This is a genomic window from Pseudoalteromonas sp. SR43-5 (genome assembly GCF_014163835.1).
Lineage (GTDB): Bacteria > Pseudomonadota > Gammaproteobacteria > Enterobacterales > Alteromonadaceae > Pseudoalteromonas > Pseudoalteromonas distincta.
The window spans coordinates 136811-156637 of record NZ_JACJEA010000006.1 but is presented as its reverse complement, the minus strand read 5'-3'; the positions used below and the strand labels follow the sequence as shown (position 1 = coordinate 156637).

At 38.9% G+C, this 19827-nt stretch carries 20 protein-coding genes; 8 read left to right on the top strand and 12 right to left on the bottom strand.

From position 1 onward, the window contains the following. Positions 1-27 precede the first annotated feature (27 nt). Positions 28-1224, top strand: coding sequence for an MFS transporter (locus H5090_RS05555; RefSeq protein WP_182695223.1), 1197 nt, complete (start codon positions 28-30; stop codon positions 1222-1224). Between the two features lie 81 nt (positions 1225-1305). Here the strand turns inward: H5090_RS05555 and H5090_RS05550 are convergent, their stop codons facing one another. The 4 genes from H5090_RS05550 to H5090_RS05535 all read right to left on the bottom strand — a co-directional run bounded on the left by H5090_RS05550 (position 1306) and on the right by H5090_RS05535 (position 5607). Then, entirely contained in the window at positions 1306-2169 is an 864-nt protein-coding gene (locus H5090_RS05550) for a DMT family transporter (RefSeq protein WP_182681551.1), read from the bottom strand. Positions 2170-2401: 232 nt separating this feature from the next. Then, the gene (locus H5090_RS05545) at positions 2402-3145 is read right to left on the bottom strand and encodes a FadR/GntR family transcriptional regulator (protein ID WP_002960591.1); all 744 of its coding nucleotides are present in this window, start codon (positions 3143-3145) and stop codon (positions 2402-2404) included. A gap of 427 nt (positions 3146-3572) precedes the next feature. Next, entirely contained in the window at positions 3573-4559 is a 987-nt protein-coding gene (locus tag H5090_RS05540) for a Gfo/Idh/MocA family protein (protein WP_182695222.1), read from the bottom strand. A 37-nt stretch (positions 4560-4596) separates the two neighbouring features. Then, positions 4597-5607 carry an AraC family transcriptional regulator gene (locus H5090_RS05535; RefSeq protein WP_182695221.1) on the bottom strand — a complete coding sequence of 337 codons (1011 nt, stop codon included), beginning with the start codon at positions 5605-5607 and terminating at the stop codon, positions 4597-4599. A 102-nt stretch (positions 5608-5709) separates the two neighbouring features. On the opposite strand from H5090_RS05535, the gene H5090_RS05530 reads away from it, so the two are divergent. After that, on the top strand, positions 5710-7314 hold the full coding sequence (locus H5090_RS05530; protein WP_182695220.1) for a GMC family oxidoreductase: 1605 nt from the start codon (positions 5710-5712) through the stop codon (positions 7312-7314). Between the two features lie 27 nt (positions 7315-7341). Here the strand turns inward: H5090_RS05530 and H5090_RS05525 are convergent, their stop codons facing one another. The 3 genes from H5090_RS05525 to H5090_RS05515 form a co-directional block, all read right to left on the bottom strand. Continuing rightward, a complete protein-coding gene (locus tag H5090_RS05525) occupies positions 7342-8157 on the bottom strand; it encodes a class I SAM-dependent methyltransferase (RefSeq protein WP_182695219.1) in 816 nt (271 codons plus the stop codon). 3 nt (positions 8158-8160) lie between these two features. Continuing rightward, positions 8161-8562 (bottom strand): hypothetical protein, encoded by a 402-nt coding sequence (locus H5090_RS05520; RefSeq protein WP_002960599.1) that lies wholly within the window; start codon positions 8560-8562, stop codon positions 8161-8163. 67 nt (positions 8563-8629) lie between these two features. Continuing rightward, positions 8630-9049 carry a DUF3429 domain-containing protein gene (locus H5090_RS05515; RefSeq protein WP_182692533.1) on the bottom strand — a complete coding sequence of 140 codons (420 nt, stop codon included), beginning with the start codon at positions 9047-9049 and terminating at the stop codon, positions 8630-8632. Between the two features lie 281 nt (positions 9050-9330). Between H5090_RS05515 and ahpC the strand changes: the two genes are divergently transcribed. Next, on the top strand, positions 9331-9900 hold the full coding sequence (gene ahpC, locus H5090_RS05510; RefSeq protein WP_002960601.1) for an alkyl hydroperoxide reductase subunit C: 570 nt from the start codon (positions 9331-9333) through the stop codon (positions 9898-9900). Between the two features lie 155 nt (positions 9901-10055). Next, positions 10056-11630 (top strand): alkyl hydroperoxide reductase subunit F, encoded by a 1575-nt coding sequence (gene ahpF, locus H5090_RS05505; RefSeq protein WP_182692532.1) that lies wholly within the window; start codon positions 10056-10058, stop codon positions 11628-11630. A gap of 117 nt (positions 11631-11747) precedes the next feature. On the opposite strand, the gene H5090_RS05500 is transcribed toward ahpF, so the two are convergent. The 4 genes from H5090_RS05500 to H5090_RS05485 form a co-directional block, all read right to left on the bottom strand. Then, positions 11748-12005, bottom strand: a complete 258-nt coding sequence (locus H5090_RS05500; protein ID WP_182695218.1) for a hypothetical protein — start codon at positions 12003-12005, stop codon at positions 11748-11750. Positions 12006-12063: 58 nt separating this feature from the next. Then, positions 12064-14082, bottom strand: a complete 2019-nt coding sequence (locus H5090_RS05495) for an ATP-binding protein (protein WP_182695217.1) — start codon at positions 14080-14082, stop codon at positions 12064-12066. Positions 14083-14254: 172 nt separating this feature from the next. Beyond that, a complete protein-coding gene (locus tag H5090_RS05490; RefSeq protein WP_182695216.1) occupies positions 14255-14476 on the bottom strand; it encodes a penicillin-binding protein in 222 nt (73 codons plus the stop codon). A 206-nt stretch (positions 14477-14682) separates the two neighbouring features. Further along, positions 14683-15456, bottom strand: a complete 774-nt coding sequence (locus H5090_RS05485) for an undecaprenyl-diphosphate phosphatase (protein WP_182695215.1) — start codon at positions 15454-15456, stop codon at positions 14683-14685. Between the two features lie 236 nt (positions 15457-15692). On the opposite strand from H5090_RS05485, the gene H5090_RS05480 reads away from it, so the two are divergent. The 3 genes from H5090_RS05480 to H5090_RS05470 are packed head-to-tail and all read left to right on the top strand — an operon-like array spanning position 15693 to position 17814. Continuing rightward, the gene (locus tag H5090_RS05480) at positions 15693-15980 is read left to right on the top strand and encodes a hypothetical protein (RefSeq protein ID WP_182695214.1); all 288 of its coding nucleotides are present in this window, start codon (positions 15693-15695) and stop codon (positions 15978-15980) included. Next, on the top strand, positions 15977-17572 hold the full coding sequence (locus H5090_RS05475) for a PepSY domain-containing protein (protein ID WP_182695213.1): 1596 nt from the start codon (positions 15977-15979) through the stop codon (positions 17570-17572). Before H5090_RS05480 ends, H5090_RS05475 begins: the two co-directional genes overlap by 4 nt. After that, entirely contained in the window at positions 17569-17814 is a 246-nt protein-coding gene (locus H5090_RS05470) for a hypothetical protein (RefSeq protein ID WP_165723373.1), read from the top strand. Before H5090_RS05475 ends, H5090_RS05470 begins: the two co-directional genes overlap by 4 nt. Positions 17815-17823: 9 nt before the next feature. Here H5090_RS05470 and H5090_RS05465 read toward each other — a convergent pair whose 3' ends face one another. After that, a complete protein-coding gene (locus H5090_RS05465; protein WP_165723372.1) occupies positions 17824-18660 on the bottom strand; it encodes a patatin family protein in 837 nt (278 codons plus the stop codon). Positions 18661-18827: 167 nt separating this feature from the next. Between H5090_RS05465 and H5090_RS05460 the strand changes: the two genes are divergently transcribed. Next, the gene (locus tag H5090_RS05460; RefSeq protein ID WP_165723371.1) at positions 18828-19700 is read left to right on the top strand and encodes an SMP-30/gluconolactonase/LRE family protein; all 873 of its coding nucleotides are present in this window, start codon (positions 18828-18830) and stop codon (positions 19698-19700) included. Positions 19701-19827: the final 127 nt, after the last annotated feature.

Below are 19827 nucleotides of genomic sequence, written 5' to 3'. Positions count from 1 at the left end.
TATTATTTTTATAAAGTAGAGACACACATGACCCAAACAGGCGTTTCAGCGCAACCCCTTAGCAATACACTCGTTACTATTATTGCTTTGTGTTGCGGTCTTATTGTTGCCAATATTTATTACGCTCAACCTATTATTGAGTTACTTGCCCCAGAAGTTGGATTAAGTGCGCACAGTGCTAGCCTTATCGTATCGCTTACACAAATAGGCTACGCTTTGGGGTTGTTTTTTTTAGTACCACTAGCTGATTTAGTTGAAAATAAAAAGCTTATGTTGGTCACTCTTGGTGTGTCGTTTTTGAGTTTAGTGGGTACGGCACTTGCTGATTCACCTAATGTAATGCTTATTTTGTGTTTGATGATAGGTATAAGTTCGGTTTCTGTTCAGGTGCTTATTCCACTTGCTGCGCATTTATCGTCTGACGAAAAACGCGGACAAGTTCTTGGTAATATTATGGCGGGTTTGTTGTTAGGTATTTTGCTAGCAAGACCTATATCGAGCTTAATAGCCGATCACTTTGGTTGGCGCGCTGTATTTTACTTTGCAGCAGGGTGTATGGTGTTTATTGCTGGTGTAATTTATTTTGCTATTCCAAGTAGGCAACCAACCCATAAAACAACGTATTTTAAGTTATTAAAATCGCTGAAACAATTAATGATAAGCCAGCCAGTGCTGCGCCAACGTTCACTTTTTCAAGCGTTAATGTTTGCATCGTTCAGCTTATTTTGGACGAGCGTACCGGTTGTGCTTGCCCGTGAGTATGGTTTATCCCAATCAGAAATAGCATTGTTTGCACTAGTGGGCGCCGCAGGTGCTGTAGCAGCTCCCATTGTTGGGCGTTTGGCTGATAAGGGCTATACGCATCAGTTATCGTTACTGGCCAAGCTCATTGCAGCACTGTGCTTTTTACCAAGCTTATTTGAGTTACCTTACGGCATTATAGTATTGGCATTAACCGGTGTGTTTATTGATTTTTCTGTGCAGGCCAATATGGTATTGGGTCAACGTGCAGTGTACGCACTAGAACCACAAAGCCGTGCGCGTTTAAACGCTATTTATATGACTAGCATATTTGTAGGTGGCGCAGTAGGCTCGCTTATTGCCAGCCCATTATATGAAGTGGGTGGTTGGACTGGTATTGCACTGGTGGCTACGGGTATGCCGCTTATTTCGTTGATTGGTTATTTGGTTACAACTAAAAAGCAAAGTAAGGCTGTGAGTTAAAAAATTACCGGATACAACACAATAAAGTCACCATGTTGTATGGTGACTTTATTGTGTTGTTTAGGTTAGTTTGGTAGTTAACTAAGTAGCCTGTTTTTTTGCGTTTGAAAACGAGCTACCAACAGATGCAATAATTACAAGCAAAATAGCGAGCCACTGCCATAAAGTAAGCAATTCACCCAGTATAATAAACCCTGCGAGCGAAGCTATTGCAGGCTCTAAACTCATCATTACGCTAAACCCTTGTGAAGGCATGTTACGCAGTGCAACCATTTCAAGTGTGTAAGGCAGTGCGCTTGATAAAATAGCAATACCAATACCCAGTGGGATAATTTCCCATGTAAACGCGGGGCTTTGCATAATGCCGCCGTAAGGCACTAGCACTATAGCGGCAACAGTCATGCCCAATGCGACAGTGGCTCCACCAGAACTTTGTGTGCCGGTTTTTTTACCAAATAATATATAACCTGCCCAACACGCGCCAGCACCAAGCGCAAGCGCTACACCTAATGGATCAAGGCTATCTTGCCCGCTCATATCAGGAAGCAGAAGCAAAATACCAGCAATAGCACAGGCAACCCAAAATAAATCACGTTTGCGGCGTGATGAAAATAAGGCAACAGCAAGCGGGCCTGTAAATTCAAGTGCTACACCAATGCCTAGTGGAATGCGTTCAATAGCGTAATAAAACAAAATGTTCATGCCGCCTAAACTTAAACCATACACAATTATAGGAATACGATTACCCGTAGTGGGTAAGTGTTTCCAAGGTTTAAACACTAAGCAAAGTATAAAGGCAGAAAAACCAAGCCTAAGGGCCGTCGTACCCTCAGGGCCAACAATTGGAAAAAGCTGTTTTGCAAACGACGCGCCCGTTTGAATGGTCATCATGGCAAGCAATACACACACGATAGCCAGTAAATAACTTTTTGAAGATGCTTGCATTTTTATCCTTGAGTTGAGTAACTCTATCAATTAGTTATGTAATGCAGGGAGTATAAAAGCTAAACCCACACGATATTAATGGCGGCATAGTATCTTTTTTTAAATTTATAGGTAAGTGTTTGCGACCAAAAATAACGCAATAAAAAGTATATTAAATAGGGAAGGTAAATAAAGTAAGAGGTAAAGTTAGCAAACAGGCGTTTGCTAACTTTAATCAGTTGGTTAAAAGGCCTTAGTGGGCACTTTTATTAACTAAGCCATCAAGCGAGTAGAGGCCTCGTTTTTCATCATTTTTACGTTTAATTTCTTCAAGTGCACGCGATTCTACAGCGTCAAATAAAGCATTAATTAAGCGGTTAAAATGTTTGTGCATTGCACTGCGCGCTGCATTTGCATCATGCGACTTTAGGGCTGTATAAATAGCGGTGTGTTCATCCATAACGCACTCGTTATTGTTTTTACACACACTGCCATAGTCAGCAACAATTTGTGGATTTGTTAAACGTAAATCCCACAAGTTAGACACTGCAAATTCAAGTGCTTTATTACGCGTTGCTCTAGCTATAATTTCGTGGAACTCACGATCGGCTTGCTCAACATATAGGCCTTTTTCCATAGCAATTAATGTTTTATTTAGTTGCTCTAGTTCTTCTTCTGTAATGCTTTGAGCAGCTAGAGCGGCAATTTCGCCTTCAATTAATGCGCGAGCTTGAGTAAGTTCAAATGCACTGATCTCTTTTGATTTTATAGATGCATTTTTTTGTTCTACTACGTAAACACCAGAGCCAGTTTTAACTTCAACTCGGCCACGTACTTCTAATGCGATAATAGCTTCTCTAATGGTAGGGCGGCTTACATCAAACATTTCTGCAAGTTCACGTTCAGGTGGTAAACGACTCCCAGCAGAAAATTCGCCTTGATTTATTAAAGACTCAATTTTATCAACTATGCGCCAAAATAAGCGACGATTACCCATACTTTACCTTCATTACCTTAAGGAATAATGGCCTCTGGGGCCTATAAGTCAAAACCAACTGTTAATATCAGAGGTTACCTTAAAATTCACTATTATGTCAAAATTCTAACGCGATGTTAGGGTTAAAAACCACTATACACCAACGGTTGCATTCTTGTATTACCAATTTAGTTTAAAATAATGTAATTGGCCAGCTTGATTGGTAATGTTTTTATGTGTTAGGTTAGATTTAAGGTTATTGAGTAATAAATATTGGTAATAAACCGAGTTGGGTTGTCAGTGTTAAGTTTGCTGTAGAAGTATTTGATTGCCCATGGATGGGGATCGCTATTTTAAAGTGTTTTGTAAAATGTGTCGTTGTACGAGAGCTATTTAAGCTTTCTTCTGGGCGTTAGCTGTCGTTGGTTAACGCCCATATTTTATTTAATTAGTCGTTAGGGTACACAACCCCAAGCTGTTTGCGCGCTTCATCAAGAACGCTCATTACGTTACTGGCTAAAATGTGCGTATTAACAGGTGACTCAAGGATATTTTGCTTCACTAATGACATGAAATGCTCAACTTCGTATTTCATAAAGTGCTCATCAAACGGCTGGGATATAATCTCTACATCACCATTATTAGCAATAAATTCCACTTTTTTAAGTTGCGATACGGCTTCTATACGTATGCGCCCAAGCTCGCCTTGTATTTCGGTTATGTTGTCGCCTTGCGATATTTTGGAGTAACTAATAACGGCTTGTTTATCTGCATAGTTTAGTAATACATCGCCCGCACCATCTACACCAGTATCGAGCAATACGCCACTGGCACTCACGCTTTTTGGTGCCCCCCAAAGTGCAATTAATAAATACAGCGGGTAAATCCCTAAATCAACTAAAGCACCATTTGCAAACTCGGGTAAAAATGTGTTTGGGCGTTCTCCATTTTTATACTTATCGTAACGCGATGAGTATTGACTGTACTGGCCAATATACTTACGTGGTGTGCCAATTTTTACCATTGCCTGTTGTAGCTGTTCATAGTTAGGCAAGTGAGAGGTCATCATGGCTTCCATGTAAAGGCGCTGATGCTTTTTTGCTGTAGCTATAATGCTTGCAAGCTCTTTAGAATTGGCAGCTGATGGTTTTTCGCCAAGGACATGTTTACCCGCTTCTAGACACATAACGGCATATTGTTTGTGTAAGCTATTAGGGGCGGCTATGTAGACAGCATCGACATTTTGATCTTGGCAAATTTGCTCGATTGAGGTGAAAATTTTTGCTTGTGCATTTTGTGGGTGTTTGGCTAAAAATGCTTCGCCGCTAGATACTGCGCGCGAGCACACCCCATATAAATTAAAATCGTTTAACGTATTTGCAGCGGCTAACAATGTGTCGCTAATAAAATTGGTGCCAACAATAACAAAGTTCATGCTCACTCCTTAGCTTAAATAAAAATAATAAGAGTATTTAGTTTAACATTTTTTTAGTTCTATATGCTCGAGGAGAACATCCAAACCAGCGTTTAACATTAACACTTAGTGTTGCTTGTTCCTGATATCCTAAAAGCTCAGATATGGTTGAGATTGTAAATTGGTTTTGCGCTAAATAGTGTGCAGCTAAAGCGCGGCGAGTGGCATCTTTTAGTTTTACAAAACTCGTATTATGTTTGATAAGTTCTCGATGCAGAGTACGCGGGTGCATACCCAGCGCAGCTGAAATAGTTTGGTTACTACATTGATAAATAGGAAGCATAGGCCTAATTAGCGCACTAACTTGGTTGGGCAACGGTTGTGTGTGTTCTTTGTTTTTTGCCAAGAAGTTTAGCGCTGCTTGTACTTTATTTAGTTTAGGGTGATCAAGCTCAAGAGTTAAATCACTTTTTGAGATTACAATGCCAGCGCTGTTGCGATGCTCTATAACGTTACAACCAAAGTAAGTGTTATAGGCACGAGTATTAGTACTTAACTTTTTTGGCAAAAATATATTAATTGGTTTGCAGCGGTTATTACTCAGCTTTTTAATAACAGCTAATGCTAAACCAATGGTTAGCTCAATGACTTGGTTTATGTGCGGTAATGGTTTTAAATTAATTTCGAATGATAAAAACAAGCTTTTATCATTCTCTAAAGGGTGCGAATTTAAGCTAAGTGCAGGGCTGTGTAAGTGAAGGTATTTAATAACCCAATTAAGTGCATCACCTAAATTAGTACTACTTTTGGCAGCTATTGCAATATGTCCTAAAATATCAAAGTTTTGTCTACTTGCGAGCTTAAGGCCAAAACTAGAGCAATTGAACTTACAAGCACAGTATTCTAAAAGCTCAGCGTAATCTCGATAAGGTAAATATTGGTTGTCGAGATTTTTAAAGTCAACGTTACTAATATTACAGCTTTGCATTATTTCATGCGGATCGCCGCCAAATTCGCTAATTAGCATGTCTATACCTTGTAATGACGTGGCTCTGATTAGGCTGCTCATGGTTAACCCCAAATAAGTGATGTCTAAAAATATCAAGTTTTATTGGGTTTTTCTATGCACTATTACTGTTAAGGCCGTTTAAAACTTTTATTAAGGTACACCATGAACAATACAACATTTGATTACATTGTGATTGGCGCAGGCAGTGGCGGCTGCGTTATGGCATCGCGATTGTCTGAGGATAAAAATGTCAGTGTGTGTTTAATTGAAGCTGGCGGCAGCGATAAAAGTGCATTTGTGCAAATGCCAGCTGGCATAGCAGCGAGTGTGCCTTATGGCATAAATAGCTGGCATCACAATACGGTGCCACAAAAAGAGCTTAATAACCGCTGTGGTTTTGTGCCGCGCGGCAAAGTATTGGGTGGCTCAAGCTCTACCAATGCAATGGTTTATATTCGCGGTAACAAATACGATTACGATAATTGGGCACAACTTGGTAATGAAGGCTGGGATTTTAAGAGTTTACTCCCGTACTTTATTAAATCTGAGAACAATAAAGCGTTTATAAATAATGAGCTGCACGGAACAAAAGGCCCGCTACATGTACAAGAGCTAAGTAACCCAAGCAATGTAAACCAATATTTTTTAAATGCCTGTGCTGAGCAGAGCGTTAATTTAAGCGACGATATAAATGGCAAAGAGCAAAGCGGTGCGCGTTTATCGCAGGTAACTCAGCACAATGGCGAGCGTTGTAGTGCGGCAAAAGCATATTTAACACCGCATTTAAACCGCCCCAATTTAACGGTATTAACCCATAGCCACGTTAATAAAATAAATGTAACCAATAAGATAGCGCAAGGTGTGCAAATAGAGCGCAATAAAGAGGCTATTAATTTACGTGCTAAAAAAGAGGTAATACTCAGTGCTGGCGCTATTAATTCGCCGCAAATATTAATGCTTTCAGGCATTGGCCCAAAAGAGCAGTTAAGTGCGCATAATATTAAGGTTCAGCACGTACTTGAAGGTGTTGGCGCTAATTTACAAGATCACTTAACGGTAGTGCCACTTTATAAATCAAAAACAAGTAAAGGCACATTTGGTATAAGCCCGCTTGGCATTGCCAGCATTTTAAAAGGATGCGTTAACTGGTTTACAAAACGACAAGGGCGATTAACCAGTAATTTTGCAGAGTCGCACGCGTTTATTAAATTATTTGAAGGCTCGCCAGCGCCCGATGTGCAGCTAGAGTTTGTAATTGGGCTGGTGGACGATCATAGTCGTAAATTACACACTGGGCATGGTTACAGTATACACAGCAGTATTATGCGCCCCAAAAGCCGAGGCACGATTACATTAGCAGATAACAACCCGCGTAGTGCACCGCTTATTGACCCTAATTACTTAAGCCACCCAGATGATTTAACTGTAATGCTTGCAGGCCTTAAAAAAACACTCGCTATTATGCAAAGCAACGCTTTTGATAACATACGCGGTAAAATGCTCTACCCGCTTGATATAAATAATGATGAGCAGCTAATTGAGTTTATACGCCAAACTGCAGATACCGAATATCACCCGGTCGGGACATGTAAAATGGGGCAAGACTCAATGGCAGTGGTAGATACTAATTTACGAGTACACGGGGTAAGTAACTTACGCGTAGTTGATGCGTCGATTATGCCTACTATTATTACCGGCAACACAAATGCGCCGGTAATTGCGATTGCTGAAAAAGCGGCTGATTTAATTAAACACGAAAACGTATAATTGAATTAACAATAGCAGGGCTATTAATTAGCGATAAAACTCATTTAGCCATTGTTGCCAATCGCTTTCAAGATGTAGCATTTGCTGATGCTTTTTAGCGTTTAGATGCTTGGCTTCGTCCTCGCTTGCCACATAAGGCCCAACGCGGCATAGGGGGCAATGGTTAGATGTTAAGTATGCAGGCTTTGTAAGGCGTGAGCTTAATTCGCTAGTATGTTTATCGAGACTTTTTGGGCTGAAAACGTAAGTTATGCCGCTTGTGTCTTTAACGTGTTTATCGCGGTCAACATTACGAATTTTATAACCTTCAAAATGGCTAATATCAAATGGGATTTGGCCTAAATAATCTGCGGTTAAACCGTTATTTAAACTCCCTTCTATATTCCACTCACGATAAGGTTTTACATCCTTTGAGGTGATGTAACAAAGCATTGGCCCATTTTTATCAAGCGCGTATTCGTTAGCGTATTTAATAAATTGGTGCAGTAAAGCGCGGTTTAATACGTTCATACTGGTTTGGCGCGTGTTGTTTTCAAATGCTTCACGGCCAACAAATGCAGGTATAAGCGGAAACTGAAAAATAACCACATCAAAGCTGTGCTGGTTTTCACTTAGAGCTTGCCAACATGCAGGGTTTGTTACATCAAAACTATTAAGTACCTCAACGTTATGCGCTTTTAAGTTGCTAAGTGCATTGTGCTGGTATTTTTGCTCAATAGTAGTTTGGTCATCGTAAGTGGATGCAACCAAAGCTTTTGGCGATAGATGAGTGTAAATAGCATTCGAAAACGATAAATCGCCATCGCCTACGGTGAGTATTCGCCATTGAGGATTTAAATACATATTTTATTTAGCGTTTATGTTTGTAGCAGTATTATTTATATCGCTATTTGTTTGTGAGTCTTTTGCTAGTAAACGATGAAACGCAAGTCTGGTTTTTAAACCTTCAATAGCGATTTGTTTAATAATAAGATTAAAGGTAATTAAAATGGCAAAGGCAATATGAATAGGGCCGTGAGTAAATCCTGCATCTGTATCGTACAGTGTTAAACCGAATAGCAAAAATAAGACGACTAAAAATATTTCGAGTAATTGACTTGAATAAAAGCTTAAACGACCTTCGCTTTTATGATCTTTTTTAATGCGAATAGCACAAAAAAATGGGATCACTTTGATTTTAAATGCAGCGTTTTTTTCTACGTAGTTTTCGCCAAGTTCGTCGAGTTGTTGGCGTAGTTGGTCAATCATGGTGTGTCCTCAAATAGCAGTGCGCGGATATTACCTTATTACCACGCAATATTTAAGTTTACAGCTGCTATTTAGGATAAATACTCATACCAATAGTAAGTATATGACACACAAACACAACAGAGGTTAGTACAAAGCGCATTTTTTGATAATCTTTATGATAGGTTTGCCATTGCGGCGTGGCTTTTTCAAATATAAGTACTAACCAAAAACTAGCACCTAAACAAGCGAGTGCCCACTCAACAGGTAAAAATGATAAAAATGGTATAGGTATTACAGGAACAACAGCTTTTATCGCATTGCTATAAGTTTGCTCTCCGGCGCGCCATAAGTTACCCGCCATAAATGCTAAAATGGCGATACTGTAAAAAGTAAAAAACTCCAAGTTAAGGCTATTACTGCCAAACATGAGCGGCCAACCTACACACCCTAAAAACGGGATTAAGCCTAGGTAACCTAGCTGTATATGGTTAACAAATTTTTCCATTACGGTGTGCCTTATATTTAATGACTTATTTGAAGCGAGGCTATTGTAGCAGTATTGCGATTAGCGGTCTTAATAATTCGCCAGCGTTTACAATTCAAATAATGCTTACGATAACAATGATTACATAGTTCAACCCAAAAAACCGATTGTTTTAATCTAAACAATCAATTTTATTTAATTTCCCATTGGCCTTATTGTATTAATCAAGCCAACGCAGAAGGTCGTTTAAAACGAAAGCGTTGATTACTTTTAAAATACATAAACACAGATGAGGAAATACCATGAGCACTTCATTAATCAATACAAAATTACAACCATTCAATGCAACCGCTTACCACAACGGTGACTTTGTAGAATTGTCTGAAAAAGATGTTCTAGGTAAATGGTCTATCTTCTTCTTTTACCCAGCAGACTTTACATTTGTATGTCCTACCGAATTAGGTGACCTTGCAGATTACTATGCACAACTTCAAGAAATGGGCGTAGAAGTTTACTCAGTATCTACTGACACTCATTTTACTCACAAAGCATGGCATGACACGTCAGACACTATCGGTAAAATTACTTACCCAATGATTGGCGACCCAACAGGGCGTATTACACGTAGCTTTGGTGTAATGATTGAAGAAGAAGGTTTAGCACTTCGCGGTACATTTGTAATGAACCCAGAAGGCGAAATTAAAGTAATCGAAACTCACGATTTAGGAATTGGCCGAAGCGCTAAAGAACTAGTTCGTAAAGTACAAGCTGCACAATACATTGCAACTCACGATGGTGAAGTTTGCCCTGCATCTTGGCAGCCAGGTGAAGACACACTTGCACCTTCACTAGATTTAGTTGGTAAAATCTAAATATAGGTTTACCCACTTTTATAAGGGCAGGTAACTGCCCTTAAATCAACGAACATTCGTTTGTTGGTGCCTCCTATATCAATATACTTGTTTAAGCACATGCATTATTTGGCATGGGAGGCTTGCTGTTTAAATTTTCCTAAAAGGGTTAAGCCATGTTAGATAACAACATAAAAAATCAATTAAAAAGCCATTTCGAATCGCTTACTCAACCTGTTGAGCTGCTTATTGCCTTGGATGACAGCAAAAAATCAGCAGAAGTAGAAAGCTTAGCAAACGATTTAGCCTCACTAAGCGATAAATTTACTGTAATAAGCAATCCTGATACAAGCGCACGTCGCCCGTCAATGGTTGTACATTCGCCTATTAAAAAAACTCATGTTACGTTTGCAGGCGTACCTATGGGTCATGAATTCACAAGTTTAGTGTTAGCACTTTTGCATACTGGCGGACACGCAAGTAAAGCTAAAAGCGAAGACATTGAGCAAATACAATCGCTTACTCAAGAGCTGAACTTTGAAGTATACATAAGTTTAAGTTGCCAAACGTGCCCGCAAGTAGTGCAAGCACTTAACACTATGGCAGCGACAAACAGTAATATTAAAGCCACCATGATTGACGGTGCATTATTTCAAGATGAAGTAGAAGAACGAAATATTTTAGCTGTTCCGGCTGTATATTTAAATGGCGAACCATTTAGCCAAGGTGCACTAAGCCTTACTGACATACTTAATAAAGTAGATAGCAAAGGGGCTGCTAAACAAGCAGCAGCGCTAAGCGAAAAAGACGAGTTTGATGTACTGGTAGTTGGTGGCGGCCCAGCGGGCGCGTCGGCTGCAATTTACTCAGCACGAAAAGGGTTAAATACAGGCATTGTTGCTGATAGATTTGGTGGACAAGTTGCCGATACACTAGCAATAGAGAACTTTATTTCGATTAAAGCGACTGAAGGGCCTAAATTGGTTGCCCAGCTTGAAGAGCACGTTAAAGAATACGATGTAGATGTAATGCATAATCAGCGTGCAGCGGCACTTGGTTATAACAATGGTTACGAAATTACACTAGAAAATGGCGCAGTACTCAAAGCTAAGTCGCTCGTACTTGCAACTGGTGCACGCTGGCGCGAAATGAATGTACCAGGTGAGCAAGAGTATCGTGGCCACGGTGTGGCATATTGCCCACATTGCGACGGCCCTTTATTTAAAGGCAAACCTGTTGCTGTAATTGGTGGTGGTAATTCAGGTATAGAAGCGGCAATCGATTTAGCTAATATTGTGCAAAGCGTTACGGTACTTGAATTTGCAGACACACTACGAGCCGATGAAGTGCTTATTCGTAAAGCTAAAAGCATGGCTAATATTACTATTATAAAAAGTGCACAAACAACCGAAGTACTTGGTGATGGTAAAAAAGTAACTGGCTTAATGTACACAGATAGAGTGTCGGGGGAGAGCAAAGAGCTTGAACTTGCCGGTATATTTGTACAAATAGGCTTAATACCAAATACCGAGTGGTTAAAAGACAGCGACCTTGAATTAAGCAAATTTGGTGAAATACTAATTGATGCTAAAGGCGCAACCTCATTACCAGGCATTTATGGCGCGGGGGATGCAACCAATACTCCGTTTAAACAAATTATTATTGCAATGGGCAGCGGTGCAACAGCAAGCTTAGGCGCATTTGATTATTTAATTCGTCACTCTGAAGAAGCTGATCAAAGCGCTGCTTAATGTAATTAGTAAAAACTCTCTTGATATAACAGCAAGGCTACACCCATAGCTGTTTGTTAACCCAAGCCGCCCTTCTCCAAAGGCGGCTTTTTTAATGCTTAAGAATTAGCACACGATTTAATCGCACCCACCACCAGAATCGCCGCCGCAATTTGTATAAGAATGTGATGAGTTACTGCTAGAGGAAGCTGTTGAGTCACTGCCAGTATAAGCAGATGATCCACGTGATGACTTAGCACTGATAAATGTAACTAACAGCAATACGCTTGATACGATAACTATTGTTATTGATGAGCTCCATTGCCCAGTGGAAACGCCTTTAAATACTGCAACAATAAGGACAGTTAGTAATATAGTTCTAACTATGTTTTTCATTGTTAATGCCTTATCTAACTATATTTAGCACGCGGTTAAGTGTGCAAAGCTAATATTTTTAAAGCTTTAGTAATTGCGCCGCTGACGCAATAGCGACTTCTAAAGAATGCATTTTAAACGGTTTTGAAATAAACATATCCATACCAGCTTGTTTGCACGCTAATTTATCTTGCGATGAAGTATTGGCTGTAAGGGCAACAATATAGGTTGAATCGTGCGGACAGATACTTTTTGATCGCAGTTGTTTTGTAGCCTCAAAACCATCGAGTATAGGCATAATACAATCCATAAAAATAAGGTCGTAATGCTTTTGCTCGCATTTAAATATGGCATCTTGCCCATCTACTGCAAAGTCTGGCTTTATATTGAGTTTATTAAGCGACGCATCAAGAACTAGCCTGTTTATGTCGTTGTCATCCACCACTAAAACAGAAAGCTTAGAAGCGTTAATGTTTATTTTTGATAGCGGATTTAGCTCTACTTTTTGCTCTTTACCTAGCTCTATAGGGATACTTAGCGAAAAAGTAGTTCCCTGATTAACTTTACTACTGACCTTGATTGTTCCACCCATGTACTCAACAAGTTCTTTAACTATTGCGAGGCCAAGTCCTGTGCCTCCTTTACTGTTTTTAGCATCTACTTCTTGAGTAAAAGGGGAGAATAAAGATTCAAGAAATTGGCTAGTCATGCCTCTTCCCGTATCGGCGACTTTAATGTTTAGCGTTAATTTATTATTGTTATTAATCACAGACGTGTGCAGTTTTACACAACCACGCTCAGTAAATTTTAACGCATTACTTAATAAGTTGGAGGTAATTTGACTTAGGCGTGTGTTATCGCAATATGCCCAGCAGCTATCAGAAATTTCATTTTTTACTTCTAGTTCTACATTGCTGTTTTTAAATAACGGGGTGTACAAAGAAATGAGATCAGTAAATGTTGTATTTAATAAAACATCCGTGGGTTCTAGTTTTAACTCACCGTGGTTAATTTTAGAAAAATCGAGTACTTCGTTTATTATGCTCAAGAGTATATCTGCGCTACGCAGCGCGACTTTTATTTTTTCGGTTCTCTTTTGTTCGTTATGTTCATCTATTAACGTAGTAAGCATGCCCGTAATGCCATTTAGCGGTGTTCTAAGTTCGTGGCTTATTTTTGCAAAAAGCATGCTTCTATCTTCGAGTAATCGCTCGGCTTGTTCTTGTTTATTTTTAAGCTCTTCTCTTAAAGCCACTGCTTCGGTAATATTTTGAAAGGTACCAAACAAACGTACACAGGTATCACCGTCAAATTCGGCTTCACCAAATGTAGATACCCAAATGGTCTGATTTTTGGCTGTAATAATTTCAAGCTCTAGATGCCACTTTTCGCCGTGTTGTATAGCAAGCTCAACTGCTTTACTTATTTCGTCTCTACTTGTACCTTCTTTATAAAAGTTAACTGCAGATTCAATTTCAGGCTGATAGTTTTCATCAACTTGATGGATTTGTTTAGTTTGCTGACTCCAATAAATTTTATTATTAGTAAGGTCAACTTCCCACGTGCCTATATTTGCTATGCTTTCTAGTTTTAATAAGCTATTGCTGTTTTTTATTAATTTTTCTTTAGTGATGCTGCGAGCTAGCTCTGCCCCTAACCACTGCGCAAATAGCTCAATATAGTCGTAGGCGGCATCTGTAAATACTGGAGATTGATTGGCAGAAGAAAAATTTACAGTTCCAAATATATCGGTACCTATTTTAATAGGTGCCCCAATATATGACTCAAGTTTAAAGTTTGCATAGCAAGGATGGTCAGCAATTGCGCTTTGTGAGACGTTATGAAATGCAAGTGCAGAACCCGCACTAAGAGTGTGTACACAATAGGTGCCATCTAAATCAAATTGAGTACCTATTTCTAATGCATTATCTGGCGTAATGGCATGTAGCACGGTATAGCAGTTTTTCTCGACCTTACTAATAATAGCTAAATCAAGGTTAAACACTTTAAGTCCAAATGCTAGTAGCTGATGGGTTTTTTCATCAAAGTCTAAACTTTGGTTAGATACTATGTCGTGAAATTGCCTAAGAAAATTCAATAGTAAACATCCTGTTGGTTTTAGAACTGAGTCTATAGCTTGATAAAGCACTAGTTTAACAAAAAAATTAAATATATTTAGTTAATTATTACTTTATATAAACTTTCTCTAATTAAGCACAACTGATTTAAACACAAACTGCGAGTAAGTTGCTCGCAGCTTATTGTGTATATTAGTACGTTGAGTTTGGTGTGTACTCAGGGTTGATATCGCCGCCTACTTCCTCTGGGTCAACATCGTTAATAAGCAGTGTTTCACGTACAGCTTCAATGTGATCAAGTACGTTTTGGTAGCGCTCGCCATATTCATACTTTGTCACTTCAATCGCTTTAGGCATGTAAGTAAAAGCTATTTTTAGGGCGTGGAGTGCTTCTTCGTTTATTTTTTCGCTCATAATGTTCTCTTATGTGTAGGCTATAGCTAACCTGAGTTCTGGATAATAAATCTATCTCAAGCAGCTATTTTTAGCGCTAACTGCGTTGAATTTCCTTGCAATAGACCAGCTATTGACGCGTAAATTCGCCTTGTTTTCACCAAAAATTTCTAGCTAGAGAGAAACAGACTTAAATATCGTTATTATTTATAGTGTTTTTAAATCTCTTAACCAGAATTCAGGTTAGTTAGTAAAATAACACCAAATACGATTCGGTAAAGACCAAAACTAACAAAAGTGAAATTTTCTAGAAAGCGTATGAATAGTTTAATAGTAAAATAAGCAACTATAAAAGACGTTAAAAAACCTACAGCAAGGGCAGTTAGGTCATCTAAGCTAAACAGTTGGTAATGTTTAAGTAAGTCGTACCCTGAGGCTGCTGCAAGTACAGGTAAACCAAGTAAAAATGAAAATTCAGCGCTGGTTTTTCGGTTTAAACCACACAACATGGCACCAACAATAGAGCTCCCAGCACGACTAGTCCCCGGAATTAACGCAAATACTTGTGCTACGCCAATCCAAAGTGCTTGTTTATAAGTAACTTGGGTTACATCGGTAGTTGTGCAGTGAGCCTCTTTATAACTGCGCTCTAATAGTAAAAAGATCACACCGCCTACAATAAACATAACACCTACTACTGGTACGCTAAACAGTGTTTTTATTACATCACTAAATATAAAACCAATAATACCCAAAGGAATAAATGCAATGGCAACTTTCACCCATAAATTGAAATATTTAGGGCTAAACTTGTCTTTATAGTTGGCTAGTACCGCCAAAATGGCGGCAAGTTGGATAATGACTTCGAAGGCGAGGTTAGTGTCTGTTGATTCAATGCCTAACGACTTTGAGGCTACAATTAAGTGCCCAGTTGATGATATGGGTAAAAATTCTGTTATACCTTCAATAATACCTAAAATAATCGCGTTAATTATATCCACGGTTTACTGCTTCCTGAAAAATTAAAAAGCCCGAACTCGGCTTAACTGAAATGACGCATTACTGCGTACCTAAATTGCGAGGCGTAGCATAAAAGCTCTTAAAGCAAACCAACAGTATTTTTAGACTTAATGTGTTTAATAAATTGCATTAAGTGTTAAATGCACAATATAATAACAATTGTTATCATTTGCATATGTTGTTTTGTATATGTTTGGGCAAATTTAATGAGCGAATAATGAATAATAAAAAAACGTTTACAGCTACACGGCGAAGGCACCTAATTGCATGTGTGCTAGCGCTAATTACTGCGGTAATAATTATTCCGGGTATGACAACTTATTTACCGTTTCAAATGAATGAACAAATATTACTGCCTATTTTACTCTTTCCTGTTATTTGGACTGCGTTGTTTATTTATGCGTATTTGGCGCAAAAGGTATGGCAACCGTTTATTGTAATGTTTGCACTGTGTGTATTACATGGTTTATTGAGTTTTTGGGCGTTAACGCAGGGGCAGGGATGAAGTCGATTACTTTAAAAAAGCTATTTTTATTACATAGCTGGGTAGGAATTATTACTGCTGTACTGCTATTTATTGTTGCATTTAGTGGGGCGTTAGCAGTGCTGTCGCGACCTGAGTTAAAAATATGGGCAAATCCAGAGCTACAATCTAGCCAACACGTTGCCAGCGCGCAAATTAATCGACTAGTAAACGAATACCATAAACAGGTGCCTAGTGAATTTGGCGAAAACATTCATGTGTTTTTACCAAGTGGACATAACTTTCATTTATTAACGTTGGTATTTGAATCCCACCATGGCGATGAAAACTATGACCAAGAGGTGGCCAGAGTATTTCAATTTCATCCCAATACATTGGCGCTGGAAAATACTTACTATGGGCCTAGTAAAGAATTTTACGCTAATAAAAAAACGGATGCGCCAACTTATATAGGTGAGTTTCATGCAGATTTGCATTTAGGGCTACCAATTGGGTTAATACTCACTGGTTTTTTAGGTTTAACACTTTTAGTAAGTGCAGTGACAGGCTTGTTTATTCATCGTAAATTGATAAAAGAGCTCTTTACGTTTAGGCGAGATAAAGGATTAGATATTGCAGTAAGCGATGCTCATAAGGTCATAGGTATTTGGGGCAGCGTATTTAATATTGTAATTGGTTTTACAGGATCATTTTTAGGGCTTGCGACCGTTATTTTATTACCAGCAGCTGCGTTTGTGAGCTTTGGTGGCGATCAAGATAAGTTAATAGAAACGTTTACCGCTATTCCTGAGCCGGTAGTTAGCCACATTAAGCAACCTACAAAAATAGACACTATTTTAGACAATGCTCATAGTCGTTACCCTGAAGCAATAATTAGGGATGTCACAATAATGGCGCATAACGATGCGAATGCGCAGGTGTATTTGCGTTTGTTAGGTGGCGAGGCTGTTGCTTCTCAATTACTGCATTATAAAGGCAATGGTGAGTTTGTGCAGTCGATGAGTAGTTTTGGTGATATTTCAGGTGTTTCGATAAAAGTAATTGAGTTGATGTTTCCGCTGCACTTTGGGAACTTTGCAGGGGTGTTTGTAAAATTACTTTGGGTATTGCTTGGCTTAAGTACTGCGCTTTTACCTATTTCGGGCATGATGATGTGGCTAGCAAAGCGTACACGTGGCAGTAGCCCGTCGCTGAGTGTGCAGGCATATGCACGCTGGAATCGTTTTATTATTGGTAGTTGTGGAGGCTTGGTATTAGCAAGCTTTGTGTTATTTCCTTTGCAAGTTGTACTTAATTATACCGTTATTGGTGTGGCGCAAAATAGCTTTTTTGGACCCGTGTTTTTTTATACGTGGTTGGCATGGTTACTCTTAAGTGTATTGCCTATAGGTTATAAAAACTATTTTAAGCTGACTCTTTTGCTATGCGGCGCTTCGCTTGCTTTGGTGCTGCCGCTCAATATTATATTTGGAGTGAGCAATGTTATTAACCTTAATAGCTCGCTTGTCGCGATAGTAGATATAAGTTTTATGGTGGTGGGTATCGCGTGTATTTTTGGTGCCTTAAAAATAAAAAACACACAAAAATTACAAGCAGAGGTACAACCCGCATGAACGAACTACTAATTATAATTGCCATGGTAAGTCTATTATTAATGATGCTTAATATACGCAAAAACACACTCACAATACCCACTAAAGCTTTTTTATGTACACTGCTATTTAGTTTAGCGCTGATATGCTTTATGAGTGTTTATGGTATTTTAGGCGGTGCAATATGCACCGTTGTAGGAGCTATGTTAGCAGGGTTACTAACTGCAGTTATTGCGGGTAAAGCGCCGCAATTATTAGGGTAAAAAATGCAGTTATTTAGCTAAAAAGGCCTTAGCAGCATCAACTCCCATATTGTAACCACTATTAAGTATTTCAAACTTTTTAGTGGTTCGGCCAACTTTAAAATTAGCTGGTGGAGCAATAATATTGATTTTGCAGTCATTTGGTGGATTCATAATAAAATCGATAGACTTATTATAAAAATCAGCCCTATCTAAGGTCGCTTGAACTAATGCAGGATAGTTTTTATACATTTTTTTAGTAAGCCAAGGTGCCTTACTTGGTTTTTTACGATAGCCTAAACATTGAGACAAAATAACGGTGATTTCGCGTGCACCCATTTCGTAAGCTTTTATAACCGGAATTGAATCAGCAACACCGCCATCGGTCATCGCTATGTCATTAATAATAGGGTAGTCACGATATGCAATGGGTATAGCGCATGATGCTTTTAATTGATGCACCATATCGGCGCTGGTGGCTTTTAAATAGTGTGCTTTGCCTGATTCGATTGCCGTAGATACAATATAAAACTCTTGTGGAGTTTGTTCGAATACCTCTGTATGAAGGCGTATTTCGCGAATTGTTTCTTGCCATAACCAATCTAAATCAAATAAATGACCACCTTTAATAAAGCGCGCTAAATTAATAAATTCAGGACGGCATGAATAGTCGGTAATCACTTTATAATTTCGCATTGGTTGTTTGCATAAAAATGCGGCTATATTAGTTGCTCCGGCTGAAACACCAAAATAGCGTTCAAATGGCTGGTATTGCTGTTTTAAAAACTCATCAAGCACACCAGCGGCAAATATACCGCGCATTGCACCGCCTTCAACGACGAGTGTGTTTTTATTATTGTTGTTCATGGCCAATCCTTTTTATGAAATTTGATGTTATCAACTCAGTCTAAAAAATGCGATAGAGATTACTGAAGATGATAAAAAATTAAAGCCGGGTACACATCGCGAAACTCACTGCTTTCTGGTAAGGTTTAGTATTACAAGGCTTTGTTAATAATAAAGAATAACTACTTATGTTTGATCCTAGCGTAACCATTTTTGAAAGCACACAGAGTCAGCTTGCAGAAAGTCCTCTTTGGCATCCTATGCTGAACACTTTTTTTTGGGTCGATATAAATAAAAAATTACTTTTAAGCAAAAATATACACAGCGAAAGCCAACTAAAAACCGTGAATATGCCCGATACGCTCAGTGCAATAGCGTGGATTGATGAGCAGCACTTATTGCTAGGGACAAGTACTGGTATATACAAATACCATATTAATTCAAGCACTCGCCATCTTATCCTTAGTATTGAAAATACACAGCTAAATCGACGTTCAAACGACGGCCGTGCTGATCCATGGGGTGGCTTTTGGTTAAGTACAATGGATGTAAATGCTAAAAAAGGGGATGGTATAATATACCGTTATTATAAAAACCAGCTTAAAGCCGTTGTAAGTGGTTTGAGTATCCCAAATGGATTGTGTTTTGATAAGTCCCGTTTACGCGGTTATTACTGCGACTCTTTAACGAGTTGCATTTATGTATTAGATTTGGATGAGAAAACTGGTGAGCCTTGCGCTGAGCCACGTGTTTTTTATCAATTTAATAATACTGATGTTGACCCCGATGGCTGCGTAACCGATAAATTAGGCAATTTGTGGCTAGCTGTTTGGGGAATGGGATGTGTTATGTGTTTATCCCCAAGCGGTGAGCTAATTAAAACAATAGAGCTTTGTGCATTAAAACCGACGTGCACCGCCTTCGGTGGTGAAAATGCTGAGTTGCTACTTGTAACATCGGCATTTGATGAAGCGATTAATAATACTGTTGGTGAACAAGGCGCTGTATTTCAGATCTCTGGTATAAAAAAAGGGCAGTTTGAGCCGCCCGTTTTACTGTAACTTGTAATTTTCAGTGATGATTAGCTTTTAGGCGTAACCCACATAATACCACTTCTTTTTTAGTTACTAAAACCTCAGTACCGGCGATAATTGGTTGCTCACTTTCAACGCCTTACTTAACTTACTA

What these genes read in the sequence shown, in the direction of transcription:
- H5090_RS05535 (WP_182695221.1), bottom strand. Translation starts at nt 5,607, where the DNA reads ATGAGCAGCCTAATCAGAGCCACGTCATTACAAGGTATAGACATGCTA.
- H5090_RS05500 (WP_182695218.1), bottom strand. Translation starts at nt 12,005, where the DNA reads ATGAAAAACATAGTTAGAACTATATTACTAACTGTCCTTATTGTTGCA.
- H5090_RS05470 (WP_165723373.1), top strand. Translation starts at nt 17,569, where the DNA reads ATGAACGAACTACTAATTATAATTGCCATGGTAAGTCTATTATTAATG.
- H5090_RS05460 (WP_165723371.1), top strand. Translation starts at nt 18,828, where the DNA reads ATGTTTGATCCTAGCGTAACCATTTTTGAAAGCACACAGAGTCAGCTT.
- H5090_RS05490 (WP_182695216.1), bottom strand. Translation starts at nt 14,476, where the DNA reads ATGAGCGAAAAAATAAACGAAGAAGCACTCCACGCCCTAAAAATAGCT.
- H5090_RS05540 (WP_182695222.1), bottom strand. Translation starts at nt 4,559, where the DNA reads ATGAACTTTGTTATTGTTGGCACCAATTTTATTAGCGACACATTGTTA.
- H5090_RS05465 (WP_165723372.1), bottom strand. Translation starts at nt 18,660, where the DNA reads ATGAACAACAATAATAAAAACACACTCGTCGTTGAAGGCGGTGCAATG.
- H5090_RS05480 (WP_182695214.1), top strand. Translation starts at nt 15,693, where the DNA reads ATGAATAATAAAAAAACGTTTACAGCTACACGGCGAAGGCACCTAATT.
- ahpF (WP_182692532.1), top strand. Translation starts at nt 10,056, where the DNA reads ATGTTAGATAACAACATAAAAAATCAATTAAAAAGCCATTTCGAATCG.
- ahpC (WP_002960601.1), top strand. Translation starts at nt 9,331, where the DNA reads ATGAGCACTTCATTAATCAATACAAAATTACAACCATTCAATGCAACC.
- H5090_RS05545 (WP_002960591.1), bottom strand. Translation starts at nt 3,145, where the DNA reads ATGGGTAATCGTCGCTTATTTTGGCGCATAGTTGATAAAATTGAGTCT.
- H5090_RS05530 (WP_182695220.1), top strand. Translation starts at nt 5,710, where the DNA reads ATGAACAATACAACATTTGATTACATTGTGATTGGCGCAGGCAGTGGC.
- H5090_RS05525 (WP_182695219.1), bottom strand. Translation starts at nt 8,157, where the DNA reads ATGTATTTAAATCCTCAATGGCGAATACTCACCGTAGGCGATGGCGAT.
- H5090_RS05555 (WP_182695223.1), top strand. Translation starts at nt 28, where the DNA reads ATGACCCAAACAGGCGTTTCAGCGCAACCCCTTAGCAATACACTCGTT.
- H5090_RS05520 (WP_002960599.1), bottom strand. Translation starts at nt 8,562, where the DNA reads ATGATTGACCAACTACGCCAACAACTCGACGAACTTGGCGAAAACTAC.
- H5090_RS05515 (WP_182692533.1), bottom strand. Translation starts at nt 9,049, where the DNA reads ATGGAAAAATTTGTTAACCATATACAGCTAGGTTACCTAGGCTTAATC.
- H5090_RS05550 (WP_182681551.1), bottom strand. Translation starts at nt 2,169, where the DNA reads ATGCAAGCATCTTCAAAAAGTTATTTACTGGCTATCGTGTGTGTATTG.
- H5090_RS05475 (WP_182695213.1), top strand. Translation starts at nt 15,977, where the DNA reads ATGAAGTCGATTACTTTAAAAAAGCTATTTTTATTACATAGCTGGGTA.